General features: G+C 60.9%; 15 protein-coding genes. 14 read left to right on the top strand and 1 reads right to left on the bottom strand.

Annotation, left to right across the window (positions count from 1 at the left end; genetic code table 11):
• Positions 1-3: 3 nt before the first annotated feature.
• The 11 genes from C1722_RS14515 to C1722_RS14465 all read left to right on the top strand — a co-directional run bounded on the left by C1722_RS14515 (position 4) and on the right by C1722_RS14465 (position 14,123).
• Positions 4-2,604, top strand: a complete 2,601-nt coding sequence (locus tag C1722_RS14515) for a bifunctional diguanylate cyclase/phosphodiesterase (RefSeq protein ID WP_180995283.1) — start codon at positions 4-6, stop codon at positions 2,602-2,604.
• Between the two features lie 58 nt (positions 2,605-2,662).
• Positions 2,663-3,607: a cysteine synthase A gene (gene cysK / locus C1722_RS14510; protein WP_102380065.1), complete on the top strand. Its 945-nt coding sequence runs from the start codon at positions 2,663-2,665 to the stop codon at positions 3,605-3,607.
• Between the two features lie 153 nt (positions 3,608-3,760).
• The gene (gene tilS, locus C1722_RS14505; RefSeq protein WP_244902598.1) at positions 3,761-4,879 is read left to right on the top strand and encodes a tRNA lysidine(34) synthetase TilS; all 1,119 of its coding nucleotides are present in this window, start codon (positions 3,761-3,763) and stop codon (positions 4,877-4,879) included.
• 33 nt (positions 4,880-4,912) lie between these two features.
• Positions 4,913-5,587 (top strand): Maf family protein, encoded by a 675-nt coding sequence (locus tag C1722_RS14500; protein ID WP_102380063.1) that lies wholly within the window; start codon positions 4,913-4,915, stop codon positions 5,585-5,587.
• Positions 5,588-5,803: 216 nt separating this feature from the next.
• Positions 5,804-6,355, top strand: a complete 552-nt coding sequence (gene hpt, locus C1722_RS14495; protein WP_102380062.1) for a hypoxanthine phosphoribosyltransferase — start codon at positions 5,804-5,806, stop codon at positions 6,353-6,355.
• A 54-nt stretch (positions 6,356-6,409) separates the two neighbouring features.
• Positions 6,410-8,791 (top strand): ATP-dependent zinc metalloprotease FtsH, encoded by a 2,382-nt coding sequence (ftsH, locus tag C1722_RS14490; protein ID WP_102380061.1) that lies wholly within the window; start codon positions 6,410-6,412, stop codon positions 8,789-8,791.
• Positions 8,792-8,794: 3 nt separating this feature from the next.
• Positions 8,795-9,877, top strand: coding sequence for a dihydropteroate synthase (gene folP / locus C1722_RS14485; protein WP_102380060.1), 1,083 nt, complete (start codon positions 8,795-8,797; stop codon positions 9,875-9,877).
• Positions 9,874-10,797 carry a 2-amino-4-hydroxy-6-hydroxymethyldihydropteridine diphosphokinase gene (gene folK, locus C1722_RS14480; protein ID WP_102380059.1) on the top strand — a complete coding sequence of 308 codons (924 nt, stop codon included), beginning with the start codon at positions 9,874-9,876 and terminating at the stop codon, positions 10,795-10,797. The genes folP and folK overlap by 4 nt, the downstream gene beginning before the upstream one ends.
• A 9-nt stretch (positions 10,798-10,806) precedes the next feature.
• A complete protein-coding gene (locus C1722_RS14475; protein WP_146040697.1) occupies positions 10,807-11,619 on the top strand; it encodes a biotin--[acetyl-CoA-carboxylase] ligase in 813 nt (270 codons plus the stop codon).
• 179 nt (positions 11,620-11,798) lie between these two features.
• Entirely contained in the window at positions 11,799-13,352 is a 1,554-nt protein-coding gene (locus C1722_RS14470; protein ID WP_102380057.1) for an MATE family efflux transporter, read from the top strand.
• 156 nt (positions 13,353-13,508) lie between these two features.
• Positions 13,509-14,123: a biotin transporter BioY gene (locus tag C1722_RS14465; protein WP_244902597.1), complete on the top strand. Its 615-nt coding sequence runs from the start codon at positions 13,509-13,511 to the stop codon at positions 14,121-14,123.
• Between the two features lie 34 nt (positions 14,124-14,157).
• On the opposite strand, the gene C1722_RS14460 is transcribed toward C1722_RS14465, so the two are convergent.
• Complete coding sequence (locus C1722_RS14460) at positions 14,158-14,949, bottom strand: 4Fe-4S binding protein (protein ID WP_102380055.1); 792 nt, start codon at positions 14,947-14,949, stop codon at positions 14,158-14,160.
• 147 nt (positions 14,950-15,096) lie between these two features.
• Here C1722_RS14460 and C1722_RS14455 point away from each other — a divergent pair, with 147 nt between their 5' ends.
• The 3 genes from C1722_RS14455 (at position 15,097) to C1722_RS14445 (ending at position 18,309) form a co-directional block, all read left to right on the top strand.
• A complete protein-coding gene (locus C1722_RS14455) occupies positions 15,097-15,540 on the top strand; it encodes a rhodanese-like domain-containing protein (RefSeq protein WP_102380054.1) in 444 nt (147 codons plus the stop codon).
• A gap of 188 nt (positions 15,541-15,728) precedes the next feature.
• Positions 15,729-17,969, top strand: a complete 2,241-nt coding sequence (locus tag C1722_RS14450) for a molybdopterin-dependent oxidoreductase (RefSeq protein ID WP_102380053.1) — start codon at positions 15,729-15,731, stop codon at positions 17,967-17,969.
• 4 nt (positions 17,970-17,973) lie between these two features.
• A complete protein-coding gene (locus C1722_RS14445) occupies positions 17,974-18,309 on the top strand; it encodes an oxidoreductase (protein ID WP_102380052.1) in 336 nt (111 codons plus the stop codon).
• The last annotated feature ends 8 nt before the right edge of the window (positions 18,310-18,317 follow it).

The raw sequence follows: 18,317 nt of genomic DNA, 5'->3' as shown, positions 1-18,317 counted from the left end.
GCAATGGAAGAAGGCAACAGCGGGGCGTGCGCTCGGCATGGTGAAGAACCGATTTCGTCGGGCGATCTCGGCGATCAGACGGTTGAGGGTTTCGTCCTCAATGCCGTTATGGACGGCATGCACTCCAACGTGTACATAACCGATCCGGCAAACGATCGGATCCTGTTCATGAACAGGACGATGAAGGAAGACTTCGGGATCGAGCATCCCGAAGGCGAAGTGTGCTGGAAGGTTTTGCAGAAGGGGCTGCACGAGCGGTGTTCGTTCTGCCCGGTTGGCGAGCTCCTGAAAGAGAATGCGGCTCCCGTCATGCACTGGGAAGAGGACAACGCGCTCACCGGTCGTACGTACAGCAACTACGATAGCCTCATCACCTGGCTCGACGGCTCCACCGTCCACCTCCAGCAATCCGTCGACATGACCGAATGGAAGACCGCCAACATCGACGAGCTGACCGAGATGATGACGCGCCGTGCAGGCAAAGAGGCGCTGCGGGCTTCGCTCGAAGCGGCAACGGGCGGCAATCGGGTGATTTCGGTATGCCTCTATGACATCAACCACCTCAAGGACGTAAACGATCGGTTCGGCCACGCCGAGGGGGATCGCTTGATCCGCGTAATCACGCGGGCGGTTTCCAAATCGTTCGACAGAGGCGATTTCGGGTTCAGGCTCAGCGGCGACGAGTTCGTCTGCGTTATGAACACCGGTGCGGCCCAGGCGCGCAAGCGCATCGAGGGCGTGCTCGGAGAACTCGAAGGCTTGTCGAGAACGCAGGCATACCCGTATCGGATCGGGTTTTGCTTCGGCATCGTGGAGGTGCTGCCCGGAAGCGATTTGACCCTGGTCGAAACCATCGCGCGGGCGGATCAGCGCATGTACGATCAGAAGCGGCGCTTCCATATCGAGGAGAACGAGCGCAAGGCCCAATCCGAGAAGCCGAGCGTGTCGGAGATCGAACAGTTCGACTACAGCAAAGATTACCTGCTCGATGCCCTTCGGAAGAGCACCGACGACTATATCTACGTGTGCAACATGAAGACGGGCATCTTCTGCTATCCCAAAGCTATGGTCGAAGAATTCGACCTTCCGGGCCAGGTTATCGAGAATGCGGCGGCCATATGGGGCGCGAAAGTGCACGAGAACGACAAGCGCGTCTTTCTCGAATCGAACCAGGAGATCGTCGACGGGAGGACCACGTCGCACTGCGTCGAGTACCGCGCGATCAACCGCCGCGGCGAATGGGTGTGGCTCAGGTGCCGCGGAAACCTGGTTCTCGATGCGCGGGGCGAGCCGGACCTGTTTGCGGGCATCATCACCAACCTCGGCAAGAAAGAGAAGATCGACCACCTGACCGGGTTGCTGTCGAAGTACGAATACGAGGAGGCGATCAGCCGGCGGATCGAAGATCGGCCCGACGAGCAGTTCGGGATCATGGAACTTGGAATCGATGATCTGCGCCACATCAACGATTTGCACGATCGCACGTTCGGCGACGACGTCATCCGCATTACGGCTCAGAAGATACAATCGCTTTTGCCGCAGGGCGCAGCGGTGTACCGCCTTGATGGCGACGAGTTCGGCGTTATTCTCGACGGTGCCGACAAAGAGGCGCTCCATCGGTTCTACGGCGTGCTCGACGAAAGCTGCCAGAGCTTGCAGGAGTTCGAGGGGAAGCGCTATTATTGTGCGCTCTCGGCGGGGTGCGCCTGTTACCCCGATGATGCCGAAACCTATCTCGAACTGGCAAAATACTCAGGATACTCACTTGAGTACGCCAAGGCTCACGGCAAGCGGCGCTGCGTATGCTTCTCTCAGGAAATCCTGGGCGAGCGCTCCCGCGAACTCAAGCTGGTCGAGTTTTTGCGGGGGAGTATCGAAAACGGATTCGAGGGATTCAGCCTCAGCTATCAACCCCAGATCGATACGCATACGGGCACGGTAACCGGGGCCGAGGCGCTCGCGCGCTACCAATGCGATGAGTTCGGAGCGGTTTCGCCGGTCGAGTTCATTCCCCTTCTCGAAAAAACGGGCCTGATCATACCTATGGGCATGTGGGTGCTTCGGACGGCTGCCGCCCAATGCAAAAGCTGGACCGACATCGTTTCGGATTTCGTGATGAGCGTGAATCTTTCGTATCGTCAGATCGACGGCGATTCCCTGGTTCCGTTCATCGAAGATACGCTGCAGGAGTCGGGGCTTTCCCCGAGCAATCTCGTCATCGAGATGACCGAGAGTTACTTCGCCTCGGAAGATGCGCCCGTGCGCGCGGTATTCGACCAGGTGAGGCAGCTCGGCGTGCGCGTTGCGATGGACGATTTCGGAACGGGCTATTCGGCGCTCGGCATACTCAAGAAGTCGCCCGCCGATATCGTGAAGATCGACCGCATGTTCGTGAGCGATATTCAATCGAGCAGCTTCGACGCAACGTTCATCAAATTCGTCGTCGAGCTGTGCCATGACGTGGGCATCGAGGTATGTCTCGAGGGCGTCGAGACCGATGGCGAGTATGCGGCGGTAAGCGCGATGGGCCTCGACTACATTCAAGGTTTCCTGTTCGGCCGCCCGTATCCGCCCGACGAGTTTCGCCGCCGGTTCCTGCCGTAGCCAACGTCGGCGGCTGTAGAGTACAATAGGGGCTTCGAATAAGACAGGAGCCCCTTTTATGGACGAACTATCGCGTGCAATAGGCGAAACGCACCTGATCAAGCTAGAGAAGCTTTCTGCCGAACTCGACGCATCGGTCTACGTGAAATACGAGGCGGCCAATCCCGGAGCTTCGATCAAAGATCGAGCGGCGCTCTCGATGATCGATCATGCCGAGAGGCGCGGGGAAATAGCTCCGGGCAAGACGGTGCTTGTGGAACCGACGAGCGGCAACACCGGCATAGCCATCGCCATGATCGGGGCGGCGCGCGGCTACGATGTCGTGCTGACCATGCCCGAGTCGATGAGCCGCGAGCGGAGGGCTCTGCTTGCGGCATACGGAGCCGAGCTCGTGCTGACGCCCGCCGCAGAAGGCATGGCCGGTGCCCTCGCGCGTGCCGATGCGATCGTGGCCGAGCAAGCGGACGCTTGGGTGGTCGGGCAGTTCACGAACCCCGACAATCCTCGTGCGCATGAAGAGCATACCGCACCTGAGATCGAGCGCGATCTCGGTGCTGCTCCCGATTTCATCGTTGCGGGGGCGGGCACCGGCGGCACGGTCTCGGGTCTTGCGCACTACTTTCTCTCGCACGGGGCTCGAACGCGTTGCTACGCGGTGGAGCCGGCCGAAAGCCCCATCATTTCGCAGAGCTTGCGCGGCGAGGCCATCGCGCCTGCGCCCCACGGTATCCAGGGGATCGGGGCGAACTTCATTCCGAGGACGCTCGATCTGGCCGCCCTCGACGGCGCCCTTGCGATTCCCACCGCCGAGGCGATCGGGCAGGCGCGGTGGCTCGCTACCGAAGAGGGCCTGCTCGTGGGCATCTCGTCGGGTGCGAACATCGCCGGCGTGCGCAAGCTCGTGAGCGAGCAACCCGAAGCTCGCGGCGCGACCATCGTAACGATCGCGGTCGATACCGGCGAGCGCTACATCTCCACGCCGCTGTTCGACGGAGTGGGCTAGGGCGTGCCGGGACGTTGCGGCATTTCGGGCGTCAGGGCGGCGTCCGGTCGCATGAGGTTGGGGTGTAGCGAAGCGACGTGAGACGGCAGAACAGCCGCATGGCGCGGAGATTCGCGCGGGCAGCGCGAAGCGATGATCGGAAAGGAACGGCGCATGGGACATACCGAGGATATCTTCGATCGGGCGAAGCGGACGATTGCCGAGCGAGGGCTTGCGTCGGCTGAGACGCCGGTGCTGCTCATGGTTTCGGGAGGCTCCGATTCCACCGCTTTGGCCTATGTTGCACGCGACCTGCACGATGCGGGCATCGTAGGACCGATCGCGATGCTCCACGTCAACCACCAGCTTCGCGGCAAGGATGCGGAGGGGGATCAGGTGTTTGTCGAAAAACTCGCCCAGCTGCTCGACATCCCCTTGTTCTCGTGCGAGATCGACATAGCGGGCGAGGCGGCGCGGACCGGCGAAAACGTCGAAGCGGTAGCCCGCCACGAGCGCTACCTCGCGGCGAACGAGGCGCTCGAGAGTTTGTGCCTGCATACGGCCGCCCCCTTGTCCGAAGGGCGCATCTTCACGGCCCACACGCAAGACGATCGCGTCGAGAACTTCTACATGCGCTCGATCGTCGGTACGGGGCCGGGGGGATTTCGCTCCATGCTGTACCGCAACGGCCCGGTCGTCAGGCCCCTCATGGATACGAGTCGCGAAAGCCTGCGCGCCTACGTCGAGGAGCGGGCCGAGAAGGGCGGCATCGTGCAGCGCGACGAAAGCGGGAATCTGTGGCGCGAAGACGCGACGAACGCCCATACCGACCGGTTCCGTGCGTACGTGCGCCACGAGATCGTAGCGCGAGCGAAAGAGCGCAATCCCCAGCTGCTCGATACGCTCTGCCGAACCATGAACCTGATAGCCGACGAGGACGATATGCTCGAATCCCAGGCGGCGAAAGCGGTCGAGCGGTTCGCGGCGTGGATCGAGGCCGACGATGCGCTCGGCATCGACTACGGGGCAGGCTGCGTGCTCGCTCCCGATTACGCCTCAGAGCCTTTGCCCGTGCAGCGCCGTGCCTGCATGCAGGCACTGCAGCTCATCCTCGGTGCCGATGCGCGGGTCGAAACCGCTTCGATCGAGCGCGTGCTTGCGGGGTTTGCCGACGGCGAGCCTGTCGGCGGCTACACGAACAACATCCAGGGCGATCTTGCCGTGAGCGCCAACAAGCGCGGTGTCCGCATCGAGCCGATGGCCGCCTACCGCGCCCGCCGCAAGAAGGCGTGAAGCAGCAGGCCTTCTTGCGTTACAATACCGATCATGGATACTGAACAGAACAACGAAACCAACGAATCCGCCCCGGCTGCGCAACCCGAGCGGATCGATATCATACTGGCATCGGGAAGCCCCCGTCGCAAGCAGCTACTCGAAGATGCGGGCGTCTGCTTCACCGTGCACGTATCAAAGGTCGATGAGGCGCTCGACGCCGATCTGCTCGCCGAGCCCACCGAGGCGGCGAAGAAGCTTGCCGAGCGCAAGGCCGGTGCGGTCGTGCAGGAGGTCCTTGCGAGCGATTACCGCGGCGCAGCCATCGTGATCGGGGCCGATACGATGGTCGTGCACGACGGCACGATCTTCGGCAAGCCTCGCAGCCTTTCCGATGCTACGGGTATGCTCCGCAAGCTGTCGGGCGATACCCATGAGGTGCATACCGCCGTGTCGGTTTGGATGGTGATGGCCCCCGAGCCCGAAAAGGTCTCGCTCGGGTTCAGGACGTTTTGCGATACGAGCCTGGTCACGTTCAAGGAGCTCGCCGATGACGAGATCGCGGCGTACCTGAAGTGCGGCGAATCGTTCGACAAGGCGGGGGCGTACGCGATCCAGGGAAAGGGAGCCGATCTCGTAGACCGCGTCGAAGGTGAGCTCGATACGGTGATCGGCCTGCCGGTCAAGCGTCTTCTCGCGGAGTTTCCCGATCTGCTCACCGGCGAATAAGCCCAGCACAGTAAGGCAAGAGCACCCACATGTGAAAATCGTGGGGGCTGGTGCCGTGTTACCGGATTGTGATTTAATCCCAACCTCGTAATGATACACTTATCGCTTGTGAAGGAAGGCGGAGCGACTCGGCCGCAGCTGAGATTTCGCAGCGGGCTCGGATCGTCGCTCTGAAGGCACGGATCAATTCGGTCCATCGTCGTTGAAGGGCTTGTTGTGCACGAAGACATACAGGAAGTATTGTTCTCAGAAGAAGAGATTGCCGCACGGGTAGCCGAAATCGGCGCCCAGATCACAAAAGATTACGCGGGTGTCGTGGAGCAAGACGGCCAGGGGATCATCCTCATATCCGTTCTGCGCGGCGCTGCGATCTTCATGGCGGACCTCGCTCGCGAGATCAAGCTTCCCCTCGAGATGGACTACATGGCCATCTCGTCGTATGGAAACGGCGCGAAGAGCTCCGGCGTCGTGCGCATTCTGAAGGACCTTTCGTCTGAGGTCGAGGGACGCCACATCATCGTGGCGGAGGATATCTTGGACAGCGGTCTGACGCTCACGTACCTGATGAAAAACCTTGCTTCCCGCAATCCCGCATCGATCGAGGTCGCCACGCTGCTTCGCAAGAAGACGCTCGCGCAAGCCGAAATCGATTGCAAGTACGTCGGCTTCGAATGCCCCGACCAGTTCATCGTCGGCTATGGGCTCGACTTTGCGGAGCGCTACCGCAACCTGCCCTACATCGGTATTTTGAAGCCCGAGGTCTACTAGGCCCGCACACCCGATTCGCCCACGCAAACTCGGCAACAGAAAGATATAGGCTACATGGCAAACCAACAACAAAGACAACCGCAACCGCCTAGCACGAGAACGACTATCATTTCGGTTGTTCTGTTCATGATCGTTGCCTTCTTCGTCGGCAGCCAGTTCATGAACATGTCCAACACGACCCAGACCGATACGCTCATTACATCGGAGTTCGTCCAGGCGGTCGAGCAGGATCGCGTCAGCAAAGTCGTGTACAACGCGGGCGATTATACCGTTTCCGGTACGTACTATCCCGCCATCACGTCGGGTTCGACCGCGTCTGCCGCGTTCAACGCAGCGTTCGATGCGCTCAACGCGAAGATGGGGATGCAGAAGAACCCGATCGACGGCAAGCCTCTTGGGGGCATTGCCACCGAGGAACTCTCCATCCAGACGCTCGGCAACGAGCGCAACTACACCTCCACCTACGTCGGGCAGGATTCGCTCGGCGAACTGATGGCGGCCCATCCGAACATTCAGTACGAGATCAGGCTTCCCTCCGGCTTGCTTGAGCTTCTGGGAACGTTTCTGCCCTTCCTGCTGCTTGCGGGCCTGCTGATCTTCTTCTTCACTTCGATGCAGAAGGCCAACAACTCGCAGATGTCGTTCGGCAAGGCCAAAACGAAGAAGACCGCCGAGGAGCGCCCCGACGTCAAATTCTCCGACGTCGCCGGCGTTGACGAGGCCGTCGAGGAAATGACCGAGATCAAGGACTTCCTCGCCAATCCCGCCAAGTACCAGTCGATGGGCGCGAAGATCCCCCGCGGCTGCTTGCTCGTCGGACCTCCGGGTACGGGCAAAACGCTTCTGGCCCGTGCCGTTGCAGGCGAGGCCGGCGTTCCGTTTTTCAGCATTTCCGGTTCCGATTTCGTCGAGATGTTCGTCGGCGTCGGCGCTTCCCGCGTGCGCGATCTGTTCCAGCAGGCTAAAGAGGCATCGCCCTCCATCATCTTCATCGACGAGATCGACGCGGTCGGCCGCCAGCGCGGCGCAGGCCTCGGCGGCGGTCACGACGAGCGCGAGCAGACCCTGAACCAGCTGCTCGTTGAGATGGACGGCTTCGATTCGAACGATTCGGTCGTGCTCATCGCAGCCACGAACCGAGCCGATATCCTCGATCCGGCGCTTCTGCGCCCGGGACGCTTCGACCGCCAGATCGTCGTTGACGCACCCGACGTGAAGGGCCGCGAGAAGATCCTCAAGGTCCATTCCAAAGACAAGCCGATCGGCAGCGACGTCGATCTTGCCAAGGTCGCCAAGCTCACGCCGGGCTTCACGGGTGCCGATCTGGCAAACCTCATGAACGAAAGTGCGCTTCTGACCGCCCGTCGCGGCAAGAAGATCATCACGCAACAGGAGGTCAGCGAATCCATGGAGCGCGTCATCGCGGGACCTGAGCGCAAAGGTCGCGTCATGGACGAGCAGACCAAGCATACGATCGCCTACCACGAGAGCGGCCACGCGCTCGTCGGGCACACGCTTCCCAAGGCCGATCCGGTGCACAAGATCTCGATCATCTCGCGCGGCCGTGCGCTCGGTTACACGCTTTCGATCCCGAAGGAGGACAAGGTCCTCAACAGTTTGGGCGAGATGCGCGACGAGCTGGCCGTGTTCATGGGCGGTCGCGTGGCCGAAGAGATATTCTGCGAGGATATCACCACGGGCGCATCCAACGACCTCGAGCGTGCGACCAAGATGGCCCGCGCAATCGTCACGCAGTACGGCATGAGCGCCGAGTTGGGCACGCAGGTGTTCGGGCAACCCAACCACGAAGTGTTCCTCGGCCGCGATTACGGCAATACGCAGGATTACTCCGAGCAGACCGCCCGCCGCATCGACGACGAGGTTGCCCGCATCATGAAGGACGCGCATGACCGCGCCTACGAGATCCTCACGAAGAACCGCGAGCAGATGGACCTCATGGCGAGCGTTCTGCTCGAACGCGAGACCGTCGAGGGCGAGGCGTGCGAAGCGCTGCTCAACAACACCTGGTCTGACTACCTCCACCGCGAGAAGGATATCATCGCCCGCAAGGAGGCCGAAGAGGCCGAGGCCCGCCGCAAGGACGAGGAGGCCATGAAGGCCGCCGAGGAGGCGCGCAAGGCCGAGGAGCAGGCACAGCTTGCCGATCCGAACTGGCGCGACGCGGAGGTTGCTCCGGGCGATCAGAACCCGAACGACCCCGGCCGTCCGGCTGCGCCCGGGTCGCAGAACTTCTTCAACGAGCTGGAAAACCGCTTCCAAGAGCTGCTCGACGATTCGGCGGTCGATCCGAATGCGAAGAAGCCTTCGGACGGGAAGTCGACCGAGGCAGCCGAGGGTGACCATGCCGTCGATCCCCAACAGGACGGCAAGCCGGTTAAAAAGTCCGAAAAGAGCGAGAAAGATGGCGATAAATAGACGATGAAATGGTCTTGCGCTGAATTCGAATTCGATTGGAGGATGCCCATCTTGATGGGCATCCTCAACGTTACCCCCGATTCCTTCTCCGATGGGGGCATGCATGCCAATTGCGACGACGCGGCGGCGCATGCTATGCGCATGGTGGACGAAGGCGCTCGCATTATCGATGTGGGCGGCGAATCGACCCGCCCGGGTTCCGCCGAGGTGGCGGTCGAGGAAGAGCTTGCCCGTACGGTGCGCGTAGTCGGCGAGCTCGCATCCCGCGGTCTCTGCGTGAGCATCGATACCCGCCATGCCGAGGTTGCCCGTGCGTGCGTAGAGGCGGGCGCCTCCATCATAAACGACGTGTCGGGCTTCCGCGATCCGGCGATGGTCGAAGTCGCGCGAAACTGCAATGCGGGACTGGTGGTCATGCATATGAGGGGCGAGCCGAAGACCATGCAGGACGATCCCGTTTACGACGATGTGGTCGATGAGGTAAAACGCTACCTCGCCGATCGGGCGGCCGAGCTCGAAGCTGCGGGCATTGCGCGCAATCGCATCTGCATCGATCCGGGTCCCGGGTTCGGCAAGACGCCGAAGCAAACCAACGAGCTGCTGCTCAACATGCAGGAGTTTGCGCGACTCGGCTATCCGCTCATGGCGGCCGTTTCCCGCAAGAGCTACATCGGCGCGCTCTACGGCATCGAGAATCCGCTTGATCGCGACGAGGCGTCGGCGAGCCAGGCGCTCGCCGCCGTCGAGCTCGGGGCGAGCATCGTGCGCACCCACAACGNAAGGCCGAGGAGCAGGCACAGCTTGCCGATCCGAACTGGCGCGACGCGGAGGTTGCTCCGGGCGATCAGAACCCGAACGACCCCGGCCGTCCGGCTGCGCCCGGGTCGCAGAACTTCTTCAACGAGCTGGAAAACCGCTTCCAAGAGCTGCTCGACGATTCGGCGGTCGATCCGAATGCGAAGAAGCCTTCGGACGGGAAGTCGACCGAGGCAGCCGAGGGTGACCATGCCGTCGATCCCCAACAGGACGGCAAGCCGGTTAAAAAGTCCGAAAAGAGCGAGAAAGATGGCGATAAATAGACGATGAAATGGTCTTGCGCTGAATTCGAATTCGATTGGAGGATGCCCATCTTGATGGGCATCCTCAACGTTACCCCCGATTCCTTCTCCGATGGGGGCATGCATGCCAATTGCGACGACGCGGCGGCGCATGCTATGCGCATGGTGGACGAAGGCGCTCGCATTATCGATGTGGGCGGCGAATCGACCCGCCCGGGTTCCGCCGAGGTGGCGGTCGAGGAAGAGCTTGCCCGTACGGTGCGCGTAGTCGGCGAGCTCGCATCCCGCGGTCTCTGCGTGAGCATCGATACCCGCCATGCCGAGGTTGCCCGTGCGTGCGTAGAGGCGGGCGCCTCCCTCATAAACGACGTGTCGGGCGTCCGCGATCCCGCGGTGGTCGAAGTCGCGCGAAACTGCAANGCCCTCAAGGATCTGAGGCCGTATTGTTTCTTGGGGCTCGGGTCGAACGTTGCGCTCGTGGGCGAAGCGGGAGAAGAGCGCGAAGCGAAGATCGCCGTGCTCAACGAAGTGATCGGCAATCTGGTGGCGCTGCCCGATTCCCAGCTCATCGACATTTCGAGCTTCTATGAGAGCGAGCCTGCGTACTTCGAGGATCAGGATCCGTTCGTGAACGCCGTTGCTCTTATCCGTACCGGTATCGGACCCCATGATCTGCTCGCATACCTCCATGCGATCGAAGAGCGGTTCGGTAGGACGAGAACCGTCAAAAACGGGCCCCGTACCTGCGATATCGACATCCTCGATTACCAGTGTTACGTATGCGACGACGAGCGCTTGACGTTGCCGCATCCCCTGTTGACCGAACGCGATTTCGTCGTGAAGCCGCTGCTCGAACTGAGGCCCTGCCACGTGCTCGCAAACGGCACGCCGGTAACCGAGGCTACGGTCGAGGTGGGTCGTGCAATCAAACTCGACCAGCGGTTCTAGGCGGCGCCCGTGCTCGATGCGCAGGCTATAGCGAAGGGGATGGGGCCGACGCGCGTCCCGTATGCGATTCGGTGCTTCGAAGAAGTCACCTCGACTAACGAGGAAGTGAAGCGGCTTGTAGCCGCAGGCGCGCCCGAGGGCTCGGTTGTAACGTCGATCGTGCAGACCGGAGGTTACGGACGCCAGGGAAGGCGTTGGTCGAGCCCAGCCGGCAGCCTGTACCTCTCGCTTCTGCTTCGTCCTTGCGATCACGGTATCGCTGCATGCGATCTTTCCACGTTAAGCCTTGCGCTCGCCCTTGCGGTGCACGACATCCTCGTGCCGTATGCGGCCACCGCCGACATTGCGGTCAAATGGCCGAACGATGTGATGTGCGCAGCGGGAAAACTCTGCGGCATCTCGCTTGAGGCTGTGGGCAATGCGGTGTGCATCGGCATCGGCATCAATGCATTCGAGCCCGAAAACGTAGTGCACACCACCGGCTCCTATCGGGCCGCTTACCTTGAGCGCATTGCCGACCAGGCCATAATGGGACCAGGTAAGGAACAAACTGCTGTGCTCGAAGAGCTTGCGGCCAAGCTTTTGGTTTCGATCGATCGCCTGTACTTCCAATGGCTCGATAAGGGATTCGAGGCGTTGGCCGAGCGGTACAACGGGCGATCGTTTCTCAACGGTCGGGTTGTCGGCATTTCGTCGATCGACGGCACCGTTGTCGATGAAGGCGAAGTCCTGCATGTCGACGAGCGGGGAAGGCTCGTGCTTCTCGGCGACGATGGAACGAAGCGAGCGATCGCTTCGGGGGAAGCGCACGTCGTCCTGTAAGCGCGCCGATCGTATCGAGCCGGTGTTCGCGTTGCCGACCTTCCGCTACCGAAAATCATCCGTAGACCCGTCCGACGTGGGGTTACGGGGGTCGATCTTCTTCCATTCCCCCTCAATAAGAGTAGAATGATGGCTTTCGGAGGAAATCGCACAGCATAGCAGGGAAGGTACTTGGGCACATGTCAGCCGCAGCAGCACAGAAGCCGTCGACCGACGCACGCAACGGGAGCGCGGAGCCGTGTGAAAAGCCCGATGCCGGATTGTCGCAACCCGGCGATCCGCACCGTACCGACGGGCCCGGAAAGCCGGCTCGAGACGATCGGGTAAGCCGTATGGGAACGGCTTCGATCCCCATGCTCATCACCGAATTCGCCATTCCCGCTATCCTCGGCATGCTCGTCAACGGCGCCTACAACGTCATCGATTCCATTTTCCTCGGCCAAGCTATGGGCGAGATAGGGCTGTCGGCTGCGACGGTCGCCAACCCGATCATGACCGTGTTTCTGGCCATCGCGATGCTGATCGGCAACGGCGGCAACGCGCTTGCGGCTTTGCGGCTCGGACAAGGCAGGCGCGACGAAGCGGAACGCAGCCTCGGCAACACGGTATCGCTCAGCATCTTCTTTGCGATCGTTATCGCCCTGTGCGCAGCGAGTCCGCCCGTTCTCGATGGGCTCCTCACGCTTTCGAGCGCAACCGACGAGGTGCGACCCTACGCCGCATCGTTCATACGCATCATCTGCTTCGGCTTCGTGTTCCAGTGCATCGGCATGGGCGTGAACAACTTCATCCGTACCGCCGGTGCGCCGAACCGCGCGCTTGTGACCATGCTGATCGGCGCGGTTTCCTGCACGGTGTTCAACTACCTGTTCGTGATCCGGTTCGGCTGGGGCGTCGAAGGCAGCGCCCTCGCAACGATCTGCGGCCAGGCTATCTCGTGCGCAACGGTGCTCTGGTACTTCATCGTAACCAAAAACGTGCCGCTGAAGCTCCGCCTTGCGGCCATGGCGCCCGATCCGAAGGTGCTCGGAACCATCCTTTCGCTCGGTTTGGCGAGCTTTGTGGTGCAGGCGGGCATGGCGGTGGTCAGCTTCGTGATCAACCTTTTGCTCGTGAAGTACGGCGCGATGAACCCCATCGGCGCCGACGACGCCCTTGCCTCCATCGGCGTGGTGCAGCGCGTTGCCATATTCACGACGTTGCCGCTCGTGGGCGTGTCGATCGCCATCCAGCCCCTCCTTGGGTTCAACTACGGTGCGAAGCTCATCGGCCGCGTACGCAAGACGCTGTGGTACGGAATTGCCGCCGCAACGTCTATTGGCGTTCTCATGTGGGCCATCGTCCACCTGTTCCCCGAAGCGATCGTGGGAGCCTTCGGCATCAAGCACCAAAACCTTGTCGAGTTCACCGTATTCGCGCTCAAGGTGCAGCTCATGATGATGCCGTTCATCGGTTTCCAGATCGTCGGGTCGAACTACTTCCAGGCGACGGGACAGCCGCTCAAATCCATCATCCTCTCGCTCACGCGTCAGATACTGTTCCTCATTCCATTGCTGTTCGTCCTGCCCGAGATGCTGCCGCACGTGCTTTCCCAGTTCACGAGCCTCGATGCAATCTACTTCGCTGCGCCCATGGCCGACTTCCTCTCCATTTTCACGACGGCGGTGTTCATCGCATTCGAAATGAAGCGGCTCGGGAAGCTCGAACGTGGGGAGATTGCCGCGAAGTTCTAGGTTCCTGCGCAGCGTGCGGTTTGACGCGGGAGTGCGCTGCGCTCACCTGCTTGTCCGCCGCGCTTGTCGCGAGAGCGCTTCGCGTCACCCTCGCGCTGTCGCCGCGCTTGTTCGCCTCGGCCTCTTCTGGGAACATGCATGTCCGAGGAGGTTTCAGTGAATGATGCGATTGTGAAGAAGAAGACGGCGACGCGTACGCGATCGCTCGCGTTTTGCGGTTTGACGATTGCCCTTATGGCTGTTTCGGCTTGGATCTCGATTCCCTTGGGCCCGGTGCCGTTCACGCTCCAAACGTTTGTGATGGTGTTTGCGCTCGTTGCGTTGACGCCGGGGCAGTGCCTGGCTGCGATCGGGGGCTATCTGGTCATCGGAGCGATCGGCGTCCCGGTGTTCTCGTCGATGCGCGGCGGCATCGGCGTGCTTTTGGGGCCTACGGGCGGGTTTCTCTGGGGATATCTTATCGGTGCCGCCTTGGCGCTTGCGCTCTTGTGCGTGCTCGGCCGGTACGGCGGGGGGAGAAACGGTGAGAAAGGACGTGCTGCGGGCGGTTCGGCAAAGCGGAATCGCGCTGGTCTTGCCGTGAGCTTTGCCGCGGCGCTGCTGTTCATCGTTGTCATGTACGTGTGCGGTTGGGCTCAATACATGGCGGTGAGCGGTGTGGGTCCAGGCGTTGCGTTCGCTGTTGCGGTCGCTCCGTTCATCGTGGTCGACCTTGTGAAAACCGTTGTCGGCGTACTTACCGCACGCGCTGTCAAGCAGGCGATCCGCTGACCGCCCGCTTGACAGCGCGTGCGGGCGGCGGACGCTAAACCCACACTTGGTTGGGCTTGCGCACGGTGGCTATCGGCGCGAGCTTTTCGGAGATCATCGCAGCGACGGGTGCGGGAAGGACGCGGGCACCTTCGGGGCATGCGGATGCGCATCGCATGCATTGGAAGCAGGTTTGCCCGGTCGTGTTCGGCGCATCATGGGGTATGGCCTGAACGGGGCAGTTGATGGCGCATATGCCGCACAGGGTGCAGTCGTCGGTAACCGAGGGGGTCCAGGCTGCCGCAGGCGATTCCTTGTAGGGGCGGTTTCCCGGGATGTCTATCGGGGTGCTCACCCCCCTCTCGGCCGCCGAAGCGAGTTTTTCGGCGATGCGCTCTGCGAACGCCTCTGCGTCACCGCAATCCTCCGTATCGGGTCTGCCTGCGGCGACCGCGGGAAGCATGGAATGGCGGGCGATGAATGCGCCCGATGCTATGACCGAAAACCCTTGGCGGGCGAGGATGTCATTGAGTTCGACGAGCGCATCGTCGAAATCTCGATTGCCGTACACGACAACGCTTGCGGCCCGCATTCCGTTGCCCCTGATGCGGGAGATCATTGCAGCCGCAGGTTGCGGTACACGGCCGGCGAATACGGGAACGGCAAACACTGCGATATCGGAGTCTTCCGGTTTGCCTGTCGGTGCAGAAACGGGATGCTCGCCGCCGAGTGTTGCGGGATCGGCAAGGTCGATCATCTGAGCATCGGCATCGAGGGCGAACCCGAGAACCGATGCGATGCGCTTCGTTGTTCCCGCGGGGCTGAAGTGATATACGTATGCGCTCATGCGACTATCCTTTCGAGATGGCATCAGATCGGATGCGTGCTGCCAACGATCATTATACCTCCGAAGGAATACGCGTTGACAAGCGGAAACGATGTTCTATAGTATGTGGGAGCGATATCATGTAGGTACTTGCGAAATGGTGGTGCCTTGAAAAAAGCCCTTTTTGTTGCGATCTTCGCGACCGCTATCGCGTCGACGGTTGCGCTACTCGGCTGCATGTCGACCGACGCGGTTGATGCCTCGGAGCCCCAAGGCGATATCAGTGCGCCGCTGTTCAGCAGCATTACATCCGAAGAGGCGAAGCGTATGATCGATGAAGGCGACGTTGCCATCGTCGATGTCCGTACCGAATCGGAATACGACGAAGCTCATATTCCCGGAGCCATATCGCTTCCCTTCGACGAAATAGGAACGAACAAGCTGGGCTCGCTTCCCGATCTCGACGAGACTATCATCGTGTACTGCCGTACGGGCGTGCAGAGCAAATTGGCCGTCGGAAAGCTCATGTACATCGGCTACACCGATGTTTACGATCTGGGCGGCATCAGGGATTGGACGTATTCCACCGAACGGGGATCTTCGATCGGCTAGTGTTTGACCAGCGGAAATGAAGCTGTTCGGGGGATACTAACCAGAGTAGTATGCCGAAATTCCGATCCCATCACCTTATTTTTCGTATACAGTCACGCGTTTTTCATTTCATGCTCTCGATTCGGCCGCCCGGCGAATGGCGGATGCTTTCCTCAACGTTCACGACGAGGAAGGATGGGAGTGAGAGTATGGATAAATCGGAAGGCATCAAGGTCCCTCACGAAAAACCGTACCGCTATCAAGAAGGCGAATACACGGTAACGCGCGGAAGCGCATGGTCGGGTCCCGGGTGCCATCTCGGGTGCGGTGTTCTGCTGTACACCGACAAGGACGACAAGCTGGTGAAGGTCGAGGGCGACCCCGAAAACCCCTTCACCCAGGGACGGTTGTGCGTCCGCTGCTTGGACATGCCCGAAATCGTCAACCACAAGGATCGTCTCAAGTACCCGATGAAGCGCGCTCGCGAGGATCGCGGCAAAGACAAGTGGGAGCGCATCACCTGGGACGAGGCGTACGATATCACCGTCGAGGAGTTCACTAAGATCAAAGAGAAGTACGGTGCCGAATCGGTGGTGTTCATCCACGGCACCGGCCGCGATATCGCACCGTGGCAATCGCGCCTGTGCTGGTCGTTCGGTTCGCCGAATTACGGCAACGTGCTCTCCGGCAACGCGTGCTACCTGCCCCGCGTAGCCGGCATGGCGGCGACGACGGGATCGTTCTGGGTCGCCGATGTTTCCCAGCACTACATCGACCGTTACGACAATCCCGATTGGGTCATGCCCGAGGTCATGTTCATCTGGGGCAACAATCCGATCATCGCTAATTCCGACGGGTTCTTCGGCCACTGGGTCATCGACCTTATGAAGATGGGTATGAAGACGGTCGTCATCGATCCGCGCGTCACGTTCCTTGCCGCGAAATCGGATCTGCATCTGCCTATACGGCCCGGAACCGATGCAGCGCTCGCCCTCGGCATGCTCAACGTCATCATCAACGAGGAGATCTACGACAAGGAATTCGTCGATCTGTGGTGCTACGGCTTCGAGGAGCTCAAAGAGCGCGTGCAGCAGTTCCCGCCCGACAAGGTGGCCGAGATCACGTGGATTCCCGAAGAGAAGATCGTCCGCGCTGCCCGCATGCTCGCCGAGTGCAAGCCCGCAACGCTGCAATGGGGTCTCGCCATCGATATGACGCGCGAGGCGATTCCAGCAGGCCAGGCGATCGCTGCGCTCTTCCAGATCACCGGCAACGTCGACAACCCGGGCGGCATGGTGCCCCCCGCGGAGATCATGGCGTACTCCGGCGGCTGGGGCAGGGATCTTCTTCCTCCCGAGCAAGAGCCCAAGCGCCTCGGGCTCGATCGCTACAAGCTGCTTCAGATGGGCTTCAAGCAGTCGTCTCCCGACGTGCTCATCGAGACGATGGAAACGGGCGATCCCTACGAGATCCACGGAGCCCACTTCCAGACCACGAACGGCTTGGCGTGCATGGCCGCCGACCCGCAGCGCGTCTACAAGGCGTTCAATAAATGCGATTTCATCGTGTCGGTCGATCTGTTCATGACCCCGACGATCATGGCGCTCGCCGATGTGGTCATGCCGGCGGCAACGTTCGCGGAGCGCAACGGCATCCGCGTGGGCGACGGTCCGCAGCGCGGCGAGGTCATCAACAAGGTCACGCAGATCGGCGAGTGCAAATCCGACATGCAGATCAACCTCGAGCTGGGCAAGCGCCTCAATCCCGAAGCCTGGCCGTGGGAGACGCCCGAGGAGATGTTCACCGAGCTTCTGAAGCCGACCGGCTACACCTACGAGGAGCTGCGCGAAGCGGCGCCGGTGTATCTGCCCGTCGAGTACTACAAGTACAAGAAGGGCAAGATGCGCGCAGACGGCCAGCCCGGGTTCCAGACGGCGACCGGCCGCATCGAGTTGTGGTCGACGTTCTACAACGCGGCCGAACTCGATCCGCTGCCGTATTTCGAAGAGCCCGATCCGGGTCCCGGTTCGACCCCCGAGCTTTTCGAGCAGTACCCGCTTGTGCTCACGACCGGCGCCCGCAACTGGAACTACTTCCATTCGGAGCACCGTCAGGTCGAGCGCTTGCGCAAGATGCATCCCGATCCGATCGTGCAGGTTCATCCCGAGAAGCTCAAGGAGCTCGACATGGTCGACGGCGAGTGGGTCTGGATCGAGAACCAGAACGGTCGGGCGAAGATAAAGATCGAGGAGACGCCCATCCTGACCGATCCGCGCATCGTCGCTTGCGACCATGCCTGGTGGATGCCCGAGGCAGACCCCGAGAAGTTCTTCGATGTGTTCGAGTACAACATCAACAACCTTATGGTGTACAGCCCGGGTAAGAGCGGCTTCGGCTCGAACTACAAGACGAGCATCTGCAGGCTTTACAAGATCGAGGATGGTGAATAGTCTCATGACGAAGTACGGAATCCTGATTGACTACGAATGGTGCACGGGATGCCACTCCTGCGAGTTTGCTTGCCAGATGGAGCATCAGTATCCTGTCGGGCAGACCGGCATCCTCGTAAACGAGATCGGCCCCTGGAAGATCGAAGAGGATGTGTGGCAGCTGGCCTACATGCCGGTTCCCACCGACCAGTGCGATCTGTGCGCGGCTCGCACAGAGATGGGAAAGCTTCCCACGTGCGTATCCCATTGCCAGGCGAAGTGTATGGAATACGGAACCCTCGAGGAGCTTTCCGCTAAGCTGACGGAGAAGCCCAAGCAGGCGGTATTCTCTCTCGACTAAGTTTGGAC

The sequence above is a fragment of the Raoultibacter timonensis genome, assembly GCF_900240215.1.
Lineage (GTDB): Bacteria > Actinomycetota > Coriobacteriia > Coriobacteriales > Eggerthellaceae > Raoultibacter > Raoultibacter timonensis.
The sequence above is the reverse complement of the archived record's forward strand: the minus strand, read 5'-3'. Positions and strand labels throughout refer to the sequence as shown.